At 60.7% G+C, this 13619-nt stretch carries 15 protein-coding genes; 9 read left to right on the top strand and 6 right to left on the bottom strand.

The genetic code is table 11. The features are described from left to right. Nucleotides 1-32 precede the first annotated feature (32 nt). From ACYP2Q_RS14460 to ACYP2Q_RS14450, 3 genes are all read right to left on the bottom strand, one after another. Nucleotides 33-1079 (bottom strand): PDDEXK nuclease domain-containing protein, encoded by a 1047-nt coding sequence (locus ACYP2Q_RS14460; protein WP_459731423.1) that lies wholly within the window; start codon nucleotides 1077-1079, stop codon nucleotides 33-35. A 116-nt stretch (nucleotides 1080-1195) separates the two neighbouring features. Then, nucleotides 1196-2599, bottom strand: coding sequence for a histidine kinase sensor domain-containing protein (locus tag ACYP2Q_RS14455; protein ID WP_459731078.1), 1404 nt, complete (start codon nucleotides 2597-2599; stop codon nucleotides 1196-1198). Continuing rightward, complete coding sequence (locus ACYP2Q_RS14450; protein ID WP_459731077.1) at nucleotides 2589-3308, bottom strand: response regulator transcription factor; 720 nt, start codon at nucleotides 3306-3308, stop codon at nucleotides 2589-2591. The genes ACYP2Q_RS14455 and ACYP2Q_RS14450 overlap by 11 nt, the downstream gene beginning before the upstream one ends. Nucleotides 3309-3523: 215 nt before the next feature. Here ACYP2Q_RS14450 and ACYP2Q_RS14445 point away from each other — a divergent pair, with 215 nt between their 5' ends. From ACYP2Q_RS14445 to ACYP2Q_RS14430, 4 genes are all read left to right on the top strand, one after another. Beyond that, on the top strand, nucleotides 3524-6277 hold the full coding sequence (locus ACYP2Q_RS14445) for a response regulator (protein ID WP_459731076.1): 2754 nt from the start codon (nucleotides 3524-3526) through the stop codon (nucleotides 6275-6277). 142 nt (nucleotides 6278-6419) lie between these two features. Then, nucleotides 6420-7412, top strand: a complete 993-nt coding sequence (locus ACYP2Q_RS14440; RefSeq protein ID WP_459731075.1) for a 2-hydroxyacid dehydrogenase — start codon at nucleotides 6420-6422, stop codon at nucleotides 7410-7412. Nucleotides 7413-7489: 77 nt separating this feature from the next. Further along, nucleotides 7490-7924, top strand: a complete 435-nt coding sequence (locus tag ACYP2Q_RS14435) for a hypothetical protein (protein ID WP_020799714.1) — start codon at nucleotides 7490-7492, stop codon at nucleotides 7922-7924. Further along, the gene (locus ACYP2Q_RS14430) at nucleotides 7924-8328 is read left to right on the top strand and encodes an META domain-containing protein (protein ID WP_459731073.1); all 405 of its coding nucleotides are present in this window, start codon (nucleotides 7924-7926) and stop codon (nucleotides 8326-8328) included. Before ACYP2Q_RS14435 ends, ACYP2Q_RS14430 begins: the two co-directional genes overlap by 1 nt. A 118-nt stretch (nucleotides 8329-8446) precedes the next feature. On the opposite strand, the gene ACYP2Q_RS14425 is transcribed toward ACYP2Q_RS14430, so the two are convergent. Continuing rightward, nucleotides 8447-8914 carry a TlpA disulfide reductase family protein gene (locus ACYP2Q_RS14425; RefSeq protein WP_459731072.1) on the bottom strand — a complete coding sequence of 156 codons (468 nt, stop codon included), beginning with the start codon at nucleotides 8912-8914 and terminating at the stop codon, nucleotides 8447-8449. Nucleotides 8915-9028: 114 nt separating this feature from the next. Here ACYP2Q_RS14425 and arsC point away from each other — a divergent pair, with 114 nt between their 5' ends. From arsC to ACYP2Q_RS14410, 3 genes are read left to right on the top strand one after another with little or no spacing between them, the layout of a single operon-like run. Next, nucleotides 9029-9382 (top strand): arsenate reductase (glutaredoxin), encoded by a 354-nt coding sequence (gene arsC / locus ACYP2Q_RS14420; protein ID WP_459731071.1) that lies wholly within the window; start codon nucleotides 9029-9031, stop codon nucleotides 9380-9382. After that, nucleotides 9379-9975, top strand: a complete 597-nt coding sequence (gene wrbA / locus ACYP2Q_RS14415; protein ID WP_459731069.1) for an NAD(P)H:quinone oxidoreductase — start codon at nucleotides 9379-9381, stop codon at nucleotides 9973-9975. Before arsC ends, wrbA begins: the two co-directional genes overlap by 4 nt. A 2-nt stretch (nucleotides 9976-9977) precedes the next feature. Then, nucleotides 9978-10403 (top strand): DUF2069 domain-containing protein, encoded by a 426-nt coding sequence (locus ACYP2Q_RS14410; protein ID WP_459731068.1) that lies wholly within the window; start codon nucleotides 9978-9980, stop codon nucleotides 10401-10403. A gap of 63 nt (nucleotides 10404-10466) precedes the next feature. On the opposite strand, the gene ACYP2Q_RS14405 is transcribed toward ACYP2Q_RS14410, so the two are convergent. Next, nucleotides 10467-11141 carry a DNA-3-methyladenine glycosylase I gene (locus tag ACYP2Q_RS14405; RefSeq protein ID WP_459731067.1) on the bottom strand — a complete coding sequence of 225 codons (675 nt, stop codon included), beginning with the start codon at nucleotides 11139-11141 and terminating at the stop codon, nucleotides 10467-10469. A 41-nt stretch (nucleotides 11142-11182) separates the two neighbouring features. Next, nucleotides 11183-12007: a tRNA 2-thiocytidine(32) synthetase TtcA gene (gene ttcA / locus ACYP2Q_RS14400; RefSeq protein ID WP_090324525.1), complete on the bottom strand. Its 825-nt coding sequence runs from the start codon at nucleotides 12005-12007 to the stop codon at nucleotides 11183-11185. Nucleotides 12008-12352: 345 nt separating this feature from the next. Here ttcA and ACYP2Q_RS14395 point away from each other — a divergent pair, with 345 nt between their 5' ends. Further along, nucleotides 12353-12955 (top strand): Yip1 family protein, encoded by a 603-nt coding sequence (locus ACYP2Q_RS14395; protein ID WP_046817737.1) that lies wholly within the window; start codon nucleotides 12353-12355, stop codon nucleotides 12953-12955. A 157-nt stretch (nucleotides 12956-13112) separates the two neighbouring features. Then, nucleotides 13113-13610 (top strand): SprT family zinc-dependent metalloprotease, encoded by a 498-nt coding sequence (locus ACYP2Q_RS14390; RefSeq protein WP_459731066.1) that lies wholly within the window; start codon nucleotides 13113-13115, stop codon nucleotides 13608-13610. Nucleotides 13611-13619 lie beyond the last annotated feature (9 nt).

Raw genomic sequence — 13619 nt, 5'->3', positions numbered from 1 at the left:
CGGTGCTTATGGCTTATGGAAATAAGGGCGGCTCACAAAGCAGGACTTGAAGCCGCTTCCGCGTCCTCCCCTTGCGCCATATTTAGCGCATAAAACTCATGCAACTTGGCCTGCAACAACTGTTTATCCGGTAGTTGTACCTGGTACTCGGCGATCAGCGCTGGCGACAGACTGCGGTTAAGGGCGTACTCGACGACTTCGTCCTCTTTACTGGCGCAGAGCAATACCCCGATTGCAGGGTTTTCATGAGGTTTGCGTTCTTCGCGATCCAGGGCTTCCAGGTAGAAGCCCAACTTGCCTAAATATTCAGGCTCGAAACGGCCGACCTTGAGCTCGATGGCCACCAGACAGTTGAGACCGCGGTGAAAGAACAACAGGTCCAGTGCGAAATCACGCCCGCCGACTTGTAAGGGATATTCGGAGCCGACAAAGCAGAAATCGCGGCCAAGCTCACTCAAGAACTGCTTGAGGCGCCCCAGCAAGCCCCGATGCAGATCGGTTTCGGCGTGGGCGCCGGGCAGGTCGAGAAACTCGACCATGTAGGCGTCGCGGAATATCTCTAACGCAGAGGGGTGGGTTTGCTTCAGAACTGCGGAGACTTTGGCCGGCTGGGTCACGCTGCGTTCAAATAGCGCTGTCTTGAACTGTCGCTCCAGTTCGCGCTTCGACCATTTTTCCTGAACGGCCATTCGCAGGTAGAAATCGCGCTCTTCCGGGCGTTTGCTCTGGCCAAAGATGATCATGTTGTGAGACCAGGACAATTGTCGCGCCAGTGGTGCGACTTTTTCTTCTGCGCGGTAGGTCTCATAAAATTGGCGCATGCGGAACAAATTCGACCGAGTGAAACCACGCAATCCTGGCTGAGTCTGAGCCAGATGCACAGCCAGTTGACCGACCACGGAATCACCCCATTCGGCGTTCTCCAGCTTGCGGCTGATATAGGCACCCACCTGCCAGTACAACTCGATCAGTTGAGTGTTCACCGCCTGCAAGGCCTGGCACCTGGCACTTTGAATCAGCGCAAGCACTTCATTGAAACGATCATCGGTTGTGCTGCCGGGAACGAAGGGTACGGTCATGCCTGGGTCCTTGAACACGAGTAAAAGCGTGAGCTTAAACCGCCAGGGATGCTTGAAATGACCGGTGATGCCCTTTGGGAAATGTCGTACAGAAACTCGGGAAGGCTCCGGCAAAATCAGAGCGTTGTAGGAAGGGAGAGCCTGCTCGCGTAGGAGTCATCACTGACAGCTCCATCATCCGCCACCAAGAGCATGTTCAACCGCAAGCCGCTCCCGGTGTTCTGCGCCCAAAGCTTTCCACCCTGACGCCGCACCGCATTCCTGGCAATACTCAAGCCCAGGCCAAATCCACCGTCCCCCGGCCGCGAGCCGTCGAGCCGGGTGAAGGGCAAGAAGATTCGCTCTAGATCAGCCTCCGCTACGCCGCCTCCCTCATCCTCCAGCCACAGGTGCCAGTAGTCGCCTTCGCGCTGCCCACCCAGATGAACAATGCCACCCTTGGGCGAATGTCGAATCGCATTGCGCAGCATGTTCTCCAGGGCCTGGGCCAGGGTATTGAGGTGGCCGCGCACCCAACAGGAAGCGTCCACCGAACATTGCAACTGCCCATCCGGCCAGCAACTTTCGTAGCAGGCGTTTTCCGTGAGCATTTCCCACAAGGCCTGGACCTGTATCGCTTCGTCGGGCAATCGAGTGCGTTCCGTGTCGAGCCAGGCCAGTTGCAGCGTGTCTTCCACCAACCGTTGCATGCCATCGACCTCGCGGCCGATGCGCTCGCGCAATTGCTCCAGGCCCTGCTCGCTTTCACTGGCCACCCGCAGGCGGCTCAACGGCGTTCTCAATTCATGGGACAGGTCGCGCAACAGTTGTTGTTGAAGCGCCACGGTGCTTTGCAGCCGTTCGGACATGTGATCGAACGCCCTGCCCAGTTCTCCCAACTCGTCGGCGCGGTTGGTGGTGCGGCGCGACAGGCGCACATTGAGTTGATCGGCACGCCAGGCATTGGCCTGTTCGCGCAGGTGATTGAGCGGCACCACCAGCAAGCGGTACAGGCCGACGCACAACAGCAAAGTGAACAACCCGGGAATGACCCCGTTGGTGATCACCCGCCAGAACACCTGGTAGCGCCCCGGCACGAACCGTTGCGGCAGTTCGATCACCAGGCTGCCAACGGAAGGGTCGCCGGGAAACGGCACCCGCATCCACGGCCGGCCTTTCTTGTGGATGGGCCAGTCCAGGCCGCGCAGAAACGTCAGGTGTTCAATTTCATTGTCCGTCAGCGCAAAGCTGCTCAAGGACTGCAGATCACCGCCGATGACACCGACCCAACTCTTTTCCCTTTGACGCATGGTCTGCAGCCAGTCATCGACGCCCTCGGTCCGACGTTGTTGCCACGCCTGTTCCGCCTCGGCCGCATAGCGCGTCAAGGTGCCTCGAGCCTCGTCCGAGAGGAACTGGTTGCGCTGCTCCATGTAGCGACCCCAGGACCAGCTCAACCAGATCATCAGCAGACAGAACGCCACCAACAGGCAGGCCAACTTCCAGAACAGCGAATGCCGGCCCGGCAAGTTACATTTCATCGCCGGCACTCAGGATGTAGCCCTTGCCCCAGACCGTGCGCACCTCGCGCTCGGTATAGCCGATGGCTTTGAGTTTGCGGCGAATCTGGCTGATGTGCATGTCCAGGCTGCGATCGTGAGCGGCATAACCGCGTTGCAGCACCTGCTGATAAAGGAAGGCCTTGCTCAATACTTCATCGACGCTGCGGCTCAGGGTTTCCAACAGTCGATACTCACTGCGGGTCAGGCCGGCAGGCAATTGGCGATAGAAAACGTCGGAAAGTTCGTCGTCGAAGCGCAGACTGTCCACCTCGGCCACGAGCGCCACCGGTGTCGGCCGGCGATCAAGGGCTACCCGGCGCAGGATGGCTTCGATGCGCACGCGCAACTCGACCATGCTGAAGGGTTTGGGCAGGTAATCATCGGCCCCGAGTTGAAAGCCGCTGATGCGATCGGCCTCGGCACCCAGTGCAGACATCAGCAACACCGGGGTGGAATGGCTGCGGCGCAATTGCGTCAGCGCCGCCAGTCCATCCAGCCCGGGCAGTAGGATGTCCATCAACACCACATCGAAGGCTTGCTCGCGTGCCATGTCCAGGCCTTCCTGGCCATTCTGGCACCAGGTCACCTGAAAGCCGCTACGGCCCAGATGTTCATGGACATAGGCGCCGAGTACGAGGTCGTCTTCGATGGCTAGGATACGGGGATGGCCAGCGCTGATGGTCGTCATTATTATCTGCAAATAATTCTCAGTTGTTAATTATTCAAGATTGCCTCGCCCGGAGCAACCCAAGGGTTTGCGCAGGGGGCAAAAAGCGCACGCGTAACCGACGAGTGACGACGTCAATTACCGAGGATCGCCCGCGTGCAAATCGCTACACTGCGCAAGTGGCGCGTGCCGGACGCATGCGCTGCCCTATAAATAGCCGGTTGCAGGAGAGAGGCGTGCTGACGAAACTGGGAATTAAAGGCCGCGTGCTGTTACTGACGCTGCTGCCGACCAGCCTCATGGCACTGGTCCTGGGCGGCTATTTCACCTGGATGCAGCAATCGGACCTGCAGACCCAACTCCTGCAGCGCGGCGAAATGATTGCCGAGCAACTGGCACCGCTGGTGGCGCCCGCCATGGGGCACCACAACAGCGAACTGCTGGAACGTATCGCCACCCAGTCCCTGGAACAACCGGACGTGCGCGCCGTGACCTTCCTTGCCCCGGACCGCACGCCACTGGCCCACGCCGGGCCGATCATGCTGACCCAGGCGCCAATGGGCGAAGGTTCGCAAATGCTGCGCCGCAGTGGCAGCGAAGCCACGCGTTACCTGCTGCCGGTGTTCGGCAAACACCGCAACCTGGCAGGCGACGTGATTCCCGATGAAGCCGACCGCCTGCTGGGCTGGGTCGAACTCGAGCTGTCCCACAACGGCATGCTGCTGCGCGGCTACCGCAGCCTGTTCGCCAGCCTGTTGATGATCGCGGCCGGCCTCGGGGGGGCGGCGCTGCTGGCGTTGCGCATGGGCCGCACGATCAATCGACCGCTGACCCAGATCAAACAGGCCGTAGCCCAACTCAAGGACGGTCACCTGGAAACCCGTCTGCCGCCCCTGGGCAGCCAGGAGCTGGACGAATTGGCCTCCGGCATCAATCGCATGGCCGGCACCCTGCAGAATGCCCAGGAGGAACTGCAACACAGTATCGACCAGGCCACCGAGGACGTGCGCCAGAACCTCGAGACCATCGAGATCCAGAACATCGAGCTCGACCTGGCGCGCATGGAAGCGCTGGAGGCGAGCCGGATCAAGTCCGAGTTCCTGGCCAACATGAGCCATGAAATTCGCACGCCGCTCAACGGCATCCTCGGCTTCACCCATCTGCTGCAAAAAAGTGAACTGACCCCGCGCCAGCTCGATTACCTGGGCACCATCGAAAAGTCCGCCGACAGCCTGCTGGGGATCATCAACGAGATCCTCGATTTTTCGAAGATCGAAGCCGGCAAGCTGGTGCTCGACCATATTCCGTTCAATCTGCGTGACCTGCTGCAGGACACGTTGACCATCCTCGCCCCGGCTGCCCACGCCAAACAGCTGGAGCTGATCAGCCTGGTGTATCGCGACACGCCCCTGTCGCTGGTGGGCGATCCGTTGCGGCTCAAGCAGATCCTGACCAACCTGGTCAGCAACGCGATCAAGTTCACCCGCGAGGGCACCATCGTCGCCCGGGCCATGCTCGAGGAAGAGCACGAAGACAGCGTGCAATTGCGCATCAGCATCCAGGACACCGGCATCGGCCTGTCGAACCAGGATGTGCGCGCGCTGTTCCAGGCCTTCAGCCAGGCCGATAACTCGCTGTCGCGGCAACCCGGTGGTACCGGCCTGGGGTTGGTGATCTCCAAGCGCCTGATCGAACAGATGGGTGGTGAGATCGGCGTCGACAGCACGCCGGGCGAGGGATCGGAGTTCTGGATCAGCCTGAACCTGCCCAAGACCCGCGACGATGCCGAAGACCTGCCAAGCGCGCCGCTGCTCGGCCGGCGGATTGCCGTGCTGGAAAACCATGAGCTGGCGCGCCAGGCCTTGCAGCATCAACTGGAAGACTGCGGCCTGGACGTCACCCCGTTCAATACCCTGGAAAGCCTGACCAACGGCGTCACCGGCGCGCATCAGACCGATCAGGCGATCGAACTCGCAGTGCTGGGGATCACCAGCAACGACATGCCACCGGAACGCCTCAACCAGCACATCTGGGACCTCGAGCACCTGGGCTGCAAAGTGTTGGTGCTGTGCCCCACCACGGAACAGACACTGTTCCACCTGTCGGTGCCGAACCCCCACAGCCAACTCCAGGCCAAACCGGCCTGCACCCGCAAGCTGCGGCGCGCGCTGTCCGACCTGGTCAACCCGCGGCAGTTGCGCAGCGAATCCACAGAGCCGGTGTCCAGCCGCGCGCCGAAGGTGCTGTGCGTCGACGACAACCCGGCCAATTTGCTGCTGGTGCAAACCCTGCTCGAAGACATGGGCGCCAAGGTGCTCGCCGTGGAAAGCGGATACGCGGCTATAAAGGCAGTGCAGAACGAGACGTTCGACCTGGTGCTGATGGACGTGCAAATGCCCGGCATGGATGGGCGCCAAAGTACCGAAGCGATCCGCCAATGGGAAAGCGAGCGGCATTGTACGCCGCTACCGATCGTGGCCCTCACCGCACATGCCATGGCCAACGAAAAACGCGCCCTGCTGCAAAGCGGCATGGACGATTACCTGACCAAGCCGATCAGCGAACGACAACTGGCGCAAGTGGTACTCAAATGGAGCGGGCTGGCACTGCGCAATCAGTCGCCGGAGCGCGCAGGCGACAGCCACGGCAGCACCTACGAGTTGCAGGTGCTCGATCACGAAGAAGGCTTGCGCCTGGCCGCCGGCAAGGCCGACCTGGCCGCCGACATGCTGGCCATGCTGCTGGCGTCGCTGGAAGCCGACCGCGAAGCCATCCGCCAGGCCCAGCAAAGCAACGACCACAACGCCCTGATCGAGCGCGTTCATCGCCTGCACGGCGCGACCCGTTATTGCGGCGTACCGCAACTGCGCGCCGCCTGCCAACGCAGTGAAACCCTGCTCAAGCAGAAAGACCCGAAGGCCTTCGGCGCACTTGAAGATCTCGACCGGGCGATCAATCGCCTGGCCACCCAGGCGCGCATCAACGCCTGATGCAGCGCAAGGCAGCGGGGGATGGAAGGGCTGATAATGTAGGAGCTGCCGCAGGCTGCGATCTTTTGATCTTAAAAGCAAAATCAAGAGATCGCAGCCTGCGGCAGCTCCTACAAAGGGTACGAAACGCCAGGGAGAACACATGCGCACGATTCTTTTCAGCAGCCAGACCTACGACCGCGACAGTTTTCTCGCCGCCGACCTGCCGCCCGGTATCGAGCTGCACTTTCAGCCGGCACGCCTGAGCCTCGATACCGTGGCACTGGCGGAGCATCACGAAGTGGTCTGCGCCTTCATCAATGATGATCTCGGCGCCCCGGTGCTCGAAAGCCTGGCCGCAGGCGGTACACGCCTGATCGCCCTGCGCTCGGCTGGTTACAACCATGTCGACCTCGCGGCTGCGAAGCGCTTGGGGCTGGCGATCGTGCGCGTCCCGGCCTATTCGCCCCACGCCGTGGCCGAGCATGCCGTCGCACTGATCCTGGCACTCAACCGCCGCTTGCACCGCGCCTATAACCGCACCCGCGAAGGCGATTTCAGCCTGCACGGGCTGACGGGGTTCGACTTGGTGGGCAAGACCGTCGGCGTGGTTGGCACCGGGCAAATCGGCGCGACCTTCGCGAAAATCATGCACGGGTTCGGCTGCCAACTGCTGGCCTACGACCCCTTCCCCAATCCCCAGGTCGAAGCCCTGGGTACCCGCTACCTGGACTTGCCGCAGTTGCTGGCCGAGTCACAGATCATCAGCCTGCACTGTCCGCTCAATGCCCAGAGCAAGCATTTGATCAACCGCCAATCCCTGGCGCACATGCAACCCGGCGCCATGTTGATCAATACCGGCCGCGGCGGCCTGGTGGACACCCCGGCGCTGATCGATGCCTTGAAGAGCGGCCAACTGGGTTATTTGGGACTGGATGTGTATGAAGAGGAGGCCCAACTGTTTTTCGAGGACCGCTCCGACCTGCCGTTGCAGGACGATGTACTGGCGCGGTTGCTGACCTTTCCCAACGTGATCGTCACGGCCCACCAGGCCTTCCTGACCCGAGAAGCCCTGGGCGCGATTGCCGCGACCACCTTGCAGAATATTTTGGCCTGGGCGGCCGGGGCGCCTGAGAATCAGGTCGAGGCTGATTGAACCTGATCGAAGGTCATATGCCCGCAACATGCTGCGCGTAAGCCCGTGCTAGCATATTGCGCATATTTGGAGGACCCATGGTCGAACACGATTTCCGCTACACCCTGATGAACCCGCAACACACCCTCACCGAATGCCGCGCCCTGGTGCCGGGGCGTTATCAGGTCACCGGTAACGGCGGCTCGATTCGTAACAACGACGTGCTGGTCGTGACCCTCAAGGGCGCCAAGGACTTGTCCATGCGCCTGACCGTCGAAACGGTTCGCCATCTGATCAACCCGCCGGGCCAATGGGTCGCGGTGGCCAGTGGCCCGGTGTTCGGCGAACTGGCGATCCATACCTGGCAGGTGAACTGCGACAGCTGCGCCAAAGAACTGAGTTTCGAGTTCGCCGTGGACGCCAAGCTCGGCAACAAGGCTGAAAAGCCTGCCGCCACCGCGCGGATTGCCGAGTTGGGCTGGACCACCGTTGGCGAGAAGCACCTGTGCCCCAAATGCCAGGAGCCTGCGTGATGAAACGCCTCGCTCTGACCGCGATGGTCGGTACCAGCCTGCTGGGCTGCGCCGCCGAACCGGTGCAACTTGAACAGAACCGCAGCTACATCCTGGAGTGGATCGGCGAGCGTCCGTTGATGGATTACAGCCACCTGACCATCACTCTGGGTGAAGACGGTCGCGCCTACGGTAACGGCGGCTGCAACCACTGGTTCGCGCCGTACACCCTGGAAGGCGACAAGCTGAGCTTCGGCAAGATCGGCAGCACCCGCAAACTCTGTGCGCCGGCACTGATGGAGCAGGAAAAACGCTTCCTGCAGGCACTGGAAGGCGTGCAGCGCTGGGACGTCTCGTCAATCGACCAGATGCGTTTCTGGCCAGCTGAAGGCAAGCCGCTGCGCTGGTGGCTGGAAGAGGGTTGATCCCCTCTGAACCTGTAGGAGCCGGCTTGCCGGCGAAAGCGTCTTTGACCATTTCGCTGGACTGTCGGGCCTCTTCGCTGGCAAGCCAGCTCCTACACGGTTTGTCGTTGCCACCCGCCTAATTTTTCGCCTGTAATGCTTCGAGCTTGGCCACTACCCCCGCCGCCGTCTGCTCGCCCATCAACTGCTCCCGCACCTTGCCCTTGTTATCGATGATGTAGGTCACCGGCAACGCCTCACTGCGCGGCAGATCGAATAACTCGGAAGGGTCCTGCGCCAGCACGGTGAACTTGATCCCGAGTTTCTCGCTGGCACTTTTCAGCTCTTCGCCCTGCACGTTGTCGAAGTTGACCCCGAACACGCCGATCTTCTTGTCCTTGAGCTGCTCGGCCAAGGTGTTCAACTCGGGAATCTCGGTCCGGCACGGGCCACACCATTCGGCCCAGTAATTGATCACCAGCCATTTGCCGTCCAGACGCTCGGCGGCGACCTTCTGTCCGTTCTGGTCGATCCCGTAGTCGTTACCGCAGCCCCCCAGCATCAACGCCCCGATAATCGCCAATGCCGCTGCCAGTCGCCTTGTCATGTCGTGTTCCTTGTCAAAAATTGAAAGCGCCTGCGACCCATCGCGTGCCAAGGTTCAGGATTAGGCGCTGCCCAGTTAGAATAGCCGCCACCTTACGCAAGATGCGACCCGCTCATGACCGATCTGACGCTTTATCACAACCCGCGCTGCTCGAAATCCCGCGGTGCGCTCGAACTGCTTGAAGCCCGCGGCCTGACCCCGACAGTGGTGCGCTACCTGGAAACGCCACTGGACGGCGCGCAAATCCACAGCCTGCTGGGCAAACTCGGGATCAGCGCACGGCAACTGCTGCGCACCGGCGAAGACGAATACAAGGCCCTGAACCTGGCTGACAGCAGCCTGAGTGAGGCGCAGTTGATCGCCGCCATTGCCGCCCACCCGAAACTGATGGAGCGACCGATCCTCGAAGTCGGCGACAAGGCCATCATCGGCCGTCCGCCAGAGCAGGTCCTGGAGCTGTTGCCGTGAGTGCGCCGTACATTCTGGTGCTGTATTACAGCCGCAGCGGTTCGACCAATGAAATGGCCCGGCAAATTGCCCGCGGCGTCGAACAGGCCGGCCTCGAAGCCCGATTGCGCACGGTACCGGCGATTTCCACCGAGTGCGAAGCCGTGGCGCCGGAGATCCCGGACGAAGGCTCGCTCTACGCCAGTCTCGATGACCTGAAGAACTGCGCAGGCCTGGCGCTGGGCAGTCCGACCCGCTTCGGCAACATGGCGGCGCCACTCAAGTACTTTCTCGACGGCACCAGCAACCTGTGGCTGACCGGCGCCCTGGTGGGCAAACCCGCCGGTGTGTTCACCTCCACCGCAAGCCTGCATGGCGGACAGGAAACCACCTTGCTGTCGATGATGCTGCCGTTGTTGCACCACGGCATGCTCATCACCGGCCTGCCCTACAGCGAGTCGGCATTGCTGGAAACCCAGGGTGGCGGCACGCCGTACGGCGCCAGCCATCACGCCGGTGCCGATGGCAAAAGCGGCCTGGATGCCCATGAAGTGGCGCTGTGCCGGGCCCTGGGCATGCGTCTGGGCAAGACTGCACTGAAGCTGGAGGGTTGAGGATGGCCAAGAAGCCGAAGGTCCTGCCCGCGATCGAATGGCTTGAACCACGGGTTCGGGCCATGCGCGTTATCAGTCTGATGTGTTTCTTTGGCCTGGTGGGATTGCTCTGCGTTTACTACTTGATGGTCGCCGACCTGCACGGTGCGCGGCCATGGGTGATTCTGCTGATCGAGCTGGTGCCGTTGCTGTTGCTCGCGCCTGGGATGATTGTCGGCAATGCCCGGGGGCATTCATGGATGTGCTTTGTGGTGAACCTGTATTTCATCAAGGGCGCGTTGGCCGCCTATGATCCGAACCGGCAGATCTTCGGCGTGCTGGAGATGGGCGCGAGTCTGGCGGTGTTCTGTTCGGCACTGTTGTATGTGCGGTGGCGGTATCAGTTGAACCGCAAGTTGGCTGGCGAGGGCGAGATGTCCGTCGCCTGACAGAATGCAATCGCCAGCAGTGCATGTGGGAGCCAGCCTGCTGGCGATTGGAACAACAGGGGCTTAATGATTCACTGTATAAGCCAGCATCATCGAAATCTGGCTCATCGGCCGCCCGCCACTTTCCTCATGCCACTGGTTGAACACGTCCTGCACCAACGCCAGGTCGCGCAAGCTGGTGGGCACTTTGTCGACGATCTGCTGCGCATTCAACGCCGCCACCACGTCGTAGCTCGGCACAAAAGTGTCCTTGCCGACCATGCGCAGGAAGCGCGGCGCCGACAGACCGCCCAATTGATGACCGCGCTTTTTCAGCAAGGTCCACAGCCCAACGATGTCGGTCACCGGCCAATCGGCAATCAGCGCGCCGAAGCTGCCCTTCTCCTGGGCCACGTCCAGAATGAACTGCGCATTGCGCGGCACGCTCTTGAGCTTGCCCAGGTGGCGGATGATCCGCGTGTCCTGCATCAGCCGCTCCAGGTGTTCGGCGCTCATCAGCACGACTTTTTCCGGATCGAACCTGAAGAACACCTCTTCGAAGGCCGGCCACTTGGCGTCCACCAGGCTGTGCTTGAGCCCGGCGCGGAAGACGCGCAATGCCATGGTCGAGAGGTAGCGGTCATCGCTGATCTTGCGCAATTGCGTCGGGGTCTTGGGCAGGGGCAGATGGGCTTCCAGTTCAGCGGCCGAACCGAAGCGGTTCAAGCAGTATTCGTTCAGCCACTTGTAATCGTGCATGCCCTCTCCTGAGGATTGAAAAAAGAACTGCCAACTTGTGGTCAGAGATTGACCACATTGACGAAGCGCGAAGCGGCGCTTTCGTCGATCTTGAGGCTGGTGAAGTCGAACAGGTTGCGGTCCGCCAGTTGCGACGGGATCACGTTCTGCAGGCTGCGGAAAATGCTTTCGGTGCGGCCGGGGGTCTTGCGCTCCCAATCCTGCAGCATTTCCTTGACCACCTGGCGTTGCAGGTTTTCCTGGGAGCCACAGAGGTTGCACGGGATGATCGGGAACTGCTTGAGGTCCGAGTAGGCCTGGATGTCCTTCTCGTTGCAGTAGGCCAACGGGCGGATCACCACGTTGCGCCCGTCATCGGCGCGCAATTTCGGCGGCATGGCCTTGAGCGAACCGTTGAAGAACATGTTCAGGAAGAACGTCTCGACAATGTCGTCGCGATGGTGACCGAGGGCCATCTTGGTCGCGCCGATTTCGTCGGCAAAGGTGTAGAGCGTACCGCGACGCAGGCGCGAGCACAGGGAGCAGGTGGTCTTGCCTTCCGGAATCAGCTCCTTGACCACCGAGTAAGTGTCTTTCTCGACGATGTGGTACTCAATGCCCAGTTCCTTGAGGTAGGCCGGCAGCACATGCTCGGGGAAACCCGGCTGTTTCTGGTCCATGTTCACGGCCACGATCTCGAACTTGATCGGCGCGACCTTCTGCAAGTGCATCAGCACATCAAGCATGGTGTAGCTGTCCTTGCCGCCCGACAGGCAGACCATGACCTTGTCGCCGTCTTCAATCATGTTGAAATCGGCGACCGCCTCACCGGCCTGTCGGCGAAGGCGCTTTTGCAGTTTGTTCTGGTTGACCGTAAGAGTGCCCATGACGCGAAATCCGTGAGGTGTGACGAAAGGCGGGCATTTTACGCAAAAACCCCGCTCTGTGTAGGAGCTGCCGCAGGCTGCGATCTGTTGATTTTAATCTTCGATGTCGCTGAAATGGCTAAAGATCAAAAGATCGTAGCCTGCGGCAACTCCTACAGATGCAACAGCGATTACCCCGGTGCTTTACAGCGCAATTTGCTCTAAGCCCTACCCCCTGTAGGGTTAAGACCTTCCTATACTGCGACATAAGGTCGCAATCACATACAGACCTATTACTTACTTGGCCAATTGGCCCGTAGGGCGCTCCACTGGGGGGCGACGGTAAAAACAAGAGGAGTGACTGGCATGATCCATCACGTAGTGGGGCTTTTCACCCACCCTGACCAAGAATGGAAAGAGATTCGTGGCGACCAGGAAGAAAGTATCAGCCACATGTACCTGACCCACACGCTGATCCTGGCGGCGATACCTGCGGTATCGGCATTTATCGGGACTACGCAGGTGGGCTGGGTCATCGGCAATCGCCCGCCTGTGATGCTGACCGTGGAAAGCGCACTATGGATGACAGTCATGTCGTACCTGGCGATGCTCGGCGGAGTGGCGGTGATGGGGGCGTTCATCCACTGGATGGCCCGCACCTATGATGCCAATCCGAGCCTCGCACGCTGCATCGCGTTTGCAACCTATACCGCTACGCCGCTGTTCGTCGGTGGCCTGGCGGCCTTGTACCCCCACTTGTGGCTGGGGATGGTCGTTGGCACTGCGGCCATCTGCTACACGGTCTACCTGCTGTATGTGGGGCTGCCAACCTTCATGAACATTCCATCTGACGAGGGCTTTCTGTTTTCAAGTTCGGTGCTCGCCGTAGGCCTGGTGGTGCTGGTCGCCATCATGGCGTTCACCGTGATTGTCTGGGGACTCGGCGTGGGGCCGGTCTATACCAATTAACACTCACCACAAAAAAATCAGATCTGCCGACACGGGCCGCCGCAAGGCGGCCTTTTAATGCCCGCGCCACAAGTGCGCCGAAGACCATTCGGCGCTTCGCAGATTCGCAAGGCCCCGGGCTTGCGGCATACTCGACTGCTCTGGAGATCCATCAAGCATGCCCGAGCAACTCAATATCCGCGTCGAAGACTGTTTCCAACAAGCCGAATCCTTTTTCAAACGACCTTTCAAACGCCCCGTGGTGAGTTTCAAGCTGCGTGGGCAAAAAGCCGGTGTCGCGCACCTGCACGAGAACCTGCTGCGCTTCAATCCGCAGTTGTACCGTGAAAACACCGAAGACTTTCTCAAGCAGACCGTCGCCCACGAGGTCGCGCACCTGATCGCCCATCAATTGTTCGGCGACCGCATCCAGCCCCATGGCGAAGAGTGGCAACTGATCATGCGCGGCGTGTACGAATTGCCGCCCAACCGCTGCCACACCTACGACGTCAAACGCCGTAGCGTGACCCGCTACATCTACAAGTGCCCCTGCGCCGACAGTGATTTCCCGTTCTCGGCACAGCGCCATGGCCTGGTTCGGCAGGGGCGGCGGTATTTGTGTCGACGGTGTCGCCACACCTTGGTGTTCAGTGGGGAAATGCGCGTCGAGTCGTGAGACTGTGTT

It is taken from the genome of Pseudomonas sp. MHK4, from assembly GCF_054600775.1.
The sequence above is the reverse complement of the archived record's forward strand: the minus strand, read 5'-3'. Positions and strand labels throughout refer to the sequence as shown.

Coding starts and splice junctions, on each gene's coding strand:
- ACYP2Q_RS14440 (WP_459731075.1), top strand. CDS start 6,420: ATGCGCACGATTCTTTTCAGCAGCCAGACCTACGACCGCGACAGTTTT.
- ttcA (WP_090324525.1), bottom strand. CDS start 12,007: ATGGGCACTCTTACGGTCAACCAGAACAAACTGCAAAAGCGCCTTCGC.
- ACYP2Q_RS14455 (WP_459731078.1), bottom strand. CDS start 2,599: ATGAAATGTAACTTGCCGGGCCGGCATTCGCTGTTCTGGAAGTTGGCC.
- ACYP2Q_RS14460 (WP_459731423.1), bottom strand. CDS start 1,079: ATGACCGTACCCTTCGTTCCCGGCAGCACAACCGATGATCGTTTCAAT.
- ACYP2Q_RS14390 (WP_459731066.1), top strand. CDS start 13,113: ATGCCCGAGCAACTCAATATCCGCGTCGAAGACTGTTTCCAACAAGCC.
- ACYP2Q_RS14405 (WP_459731067.1), bottom strand. CDS start 11,141: ATGCACGATTACAAGTGGCTGAACGAATACTGCTTGAACCGCTTCGGT.
- arsC (WP_459731071.1), top strand. CDS start 9,029: ATGACCGATCTGACGCTTTATCACAACCCGCGCTGCTCGAAATCCCGC.
- ACYP2Q_RS14435 (WP_020799714.1), top strand. CDS start 7,490: ATGGTCGAACACGATTTCCGCTACACCCTGATGAACCCGCAACACACC.
- ACYP2Q_RS14410 (WP_459731068.1), top strand. CDS start 9,978: ATGGCCAAGAAGCCGAAGGTCCTGCCCGCGATCGAATGGCTTGAACCA.
- ACYP2Q_RS14450 (WP_459731077.1), bottom strand. CDS start 3,308: ATGACGACCATCAGCGCTGGCCATCCCCGTATCCTAGCCATCGAAGAC.
- ACYP2Q_RS14395 (WP_046817737.1), top strand. CDS start 12,353: ATGATCCATCACGTAGTGGGGCTTTTCACCCACCCTGACCAAGAATGG.
- ACYP2Q_RS14425 (WP_459731072.1), bottom strand. CDS start 8,914: ATGACAAGGCGACTGGCAGCGGCATTGGCGATTATCGGGGCGTTGATG.
- ACYP2Q_RS14430 (WP_459731073.1), top strand. CDS start 7,924: ATGAAACGCCTCGCTCTGACCGCGATGGTCGGTACCAGCCTGCTGGGC.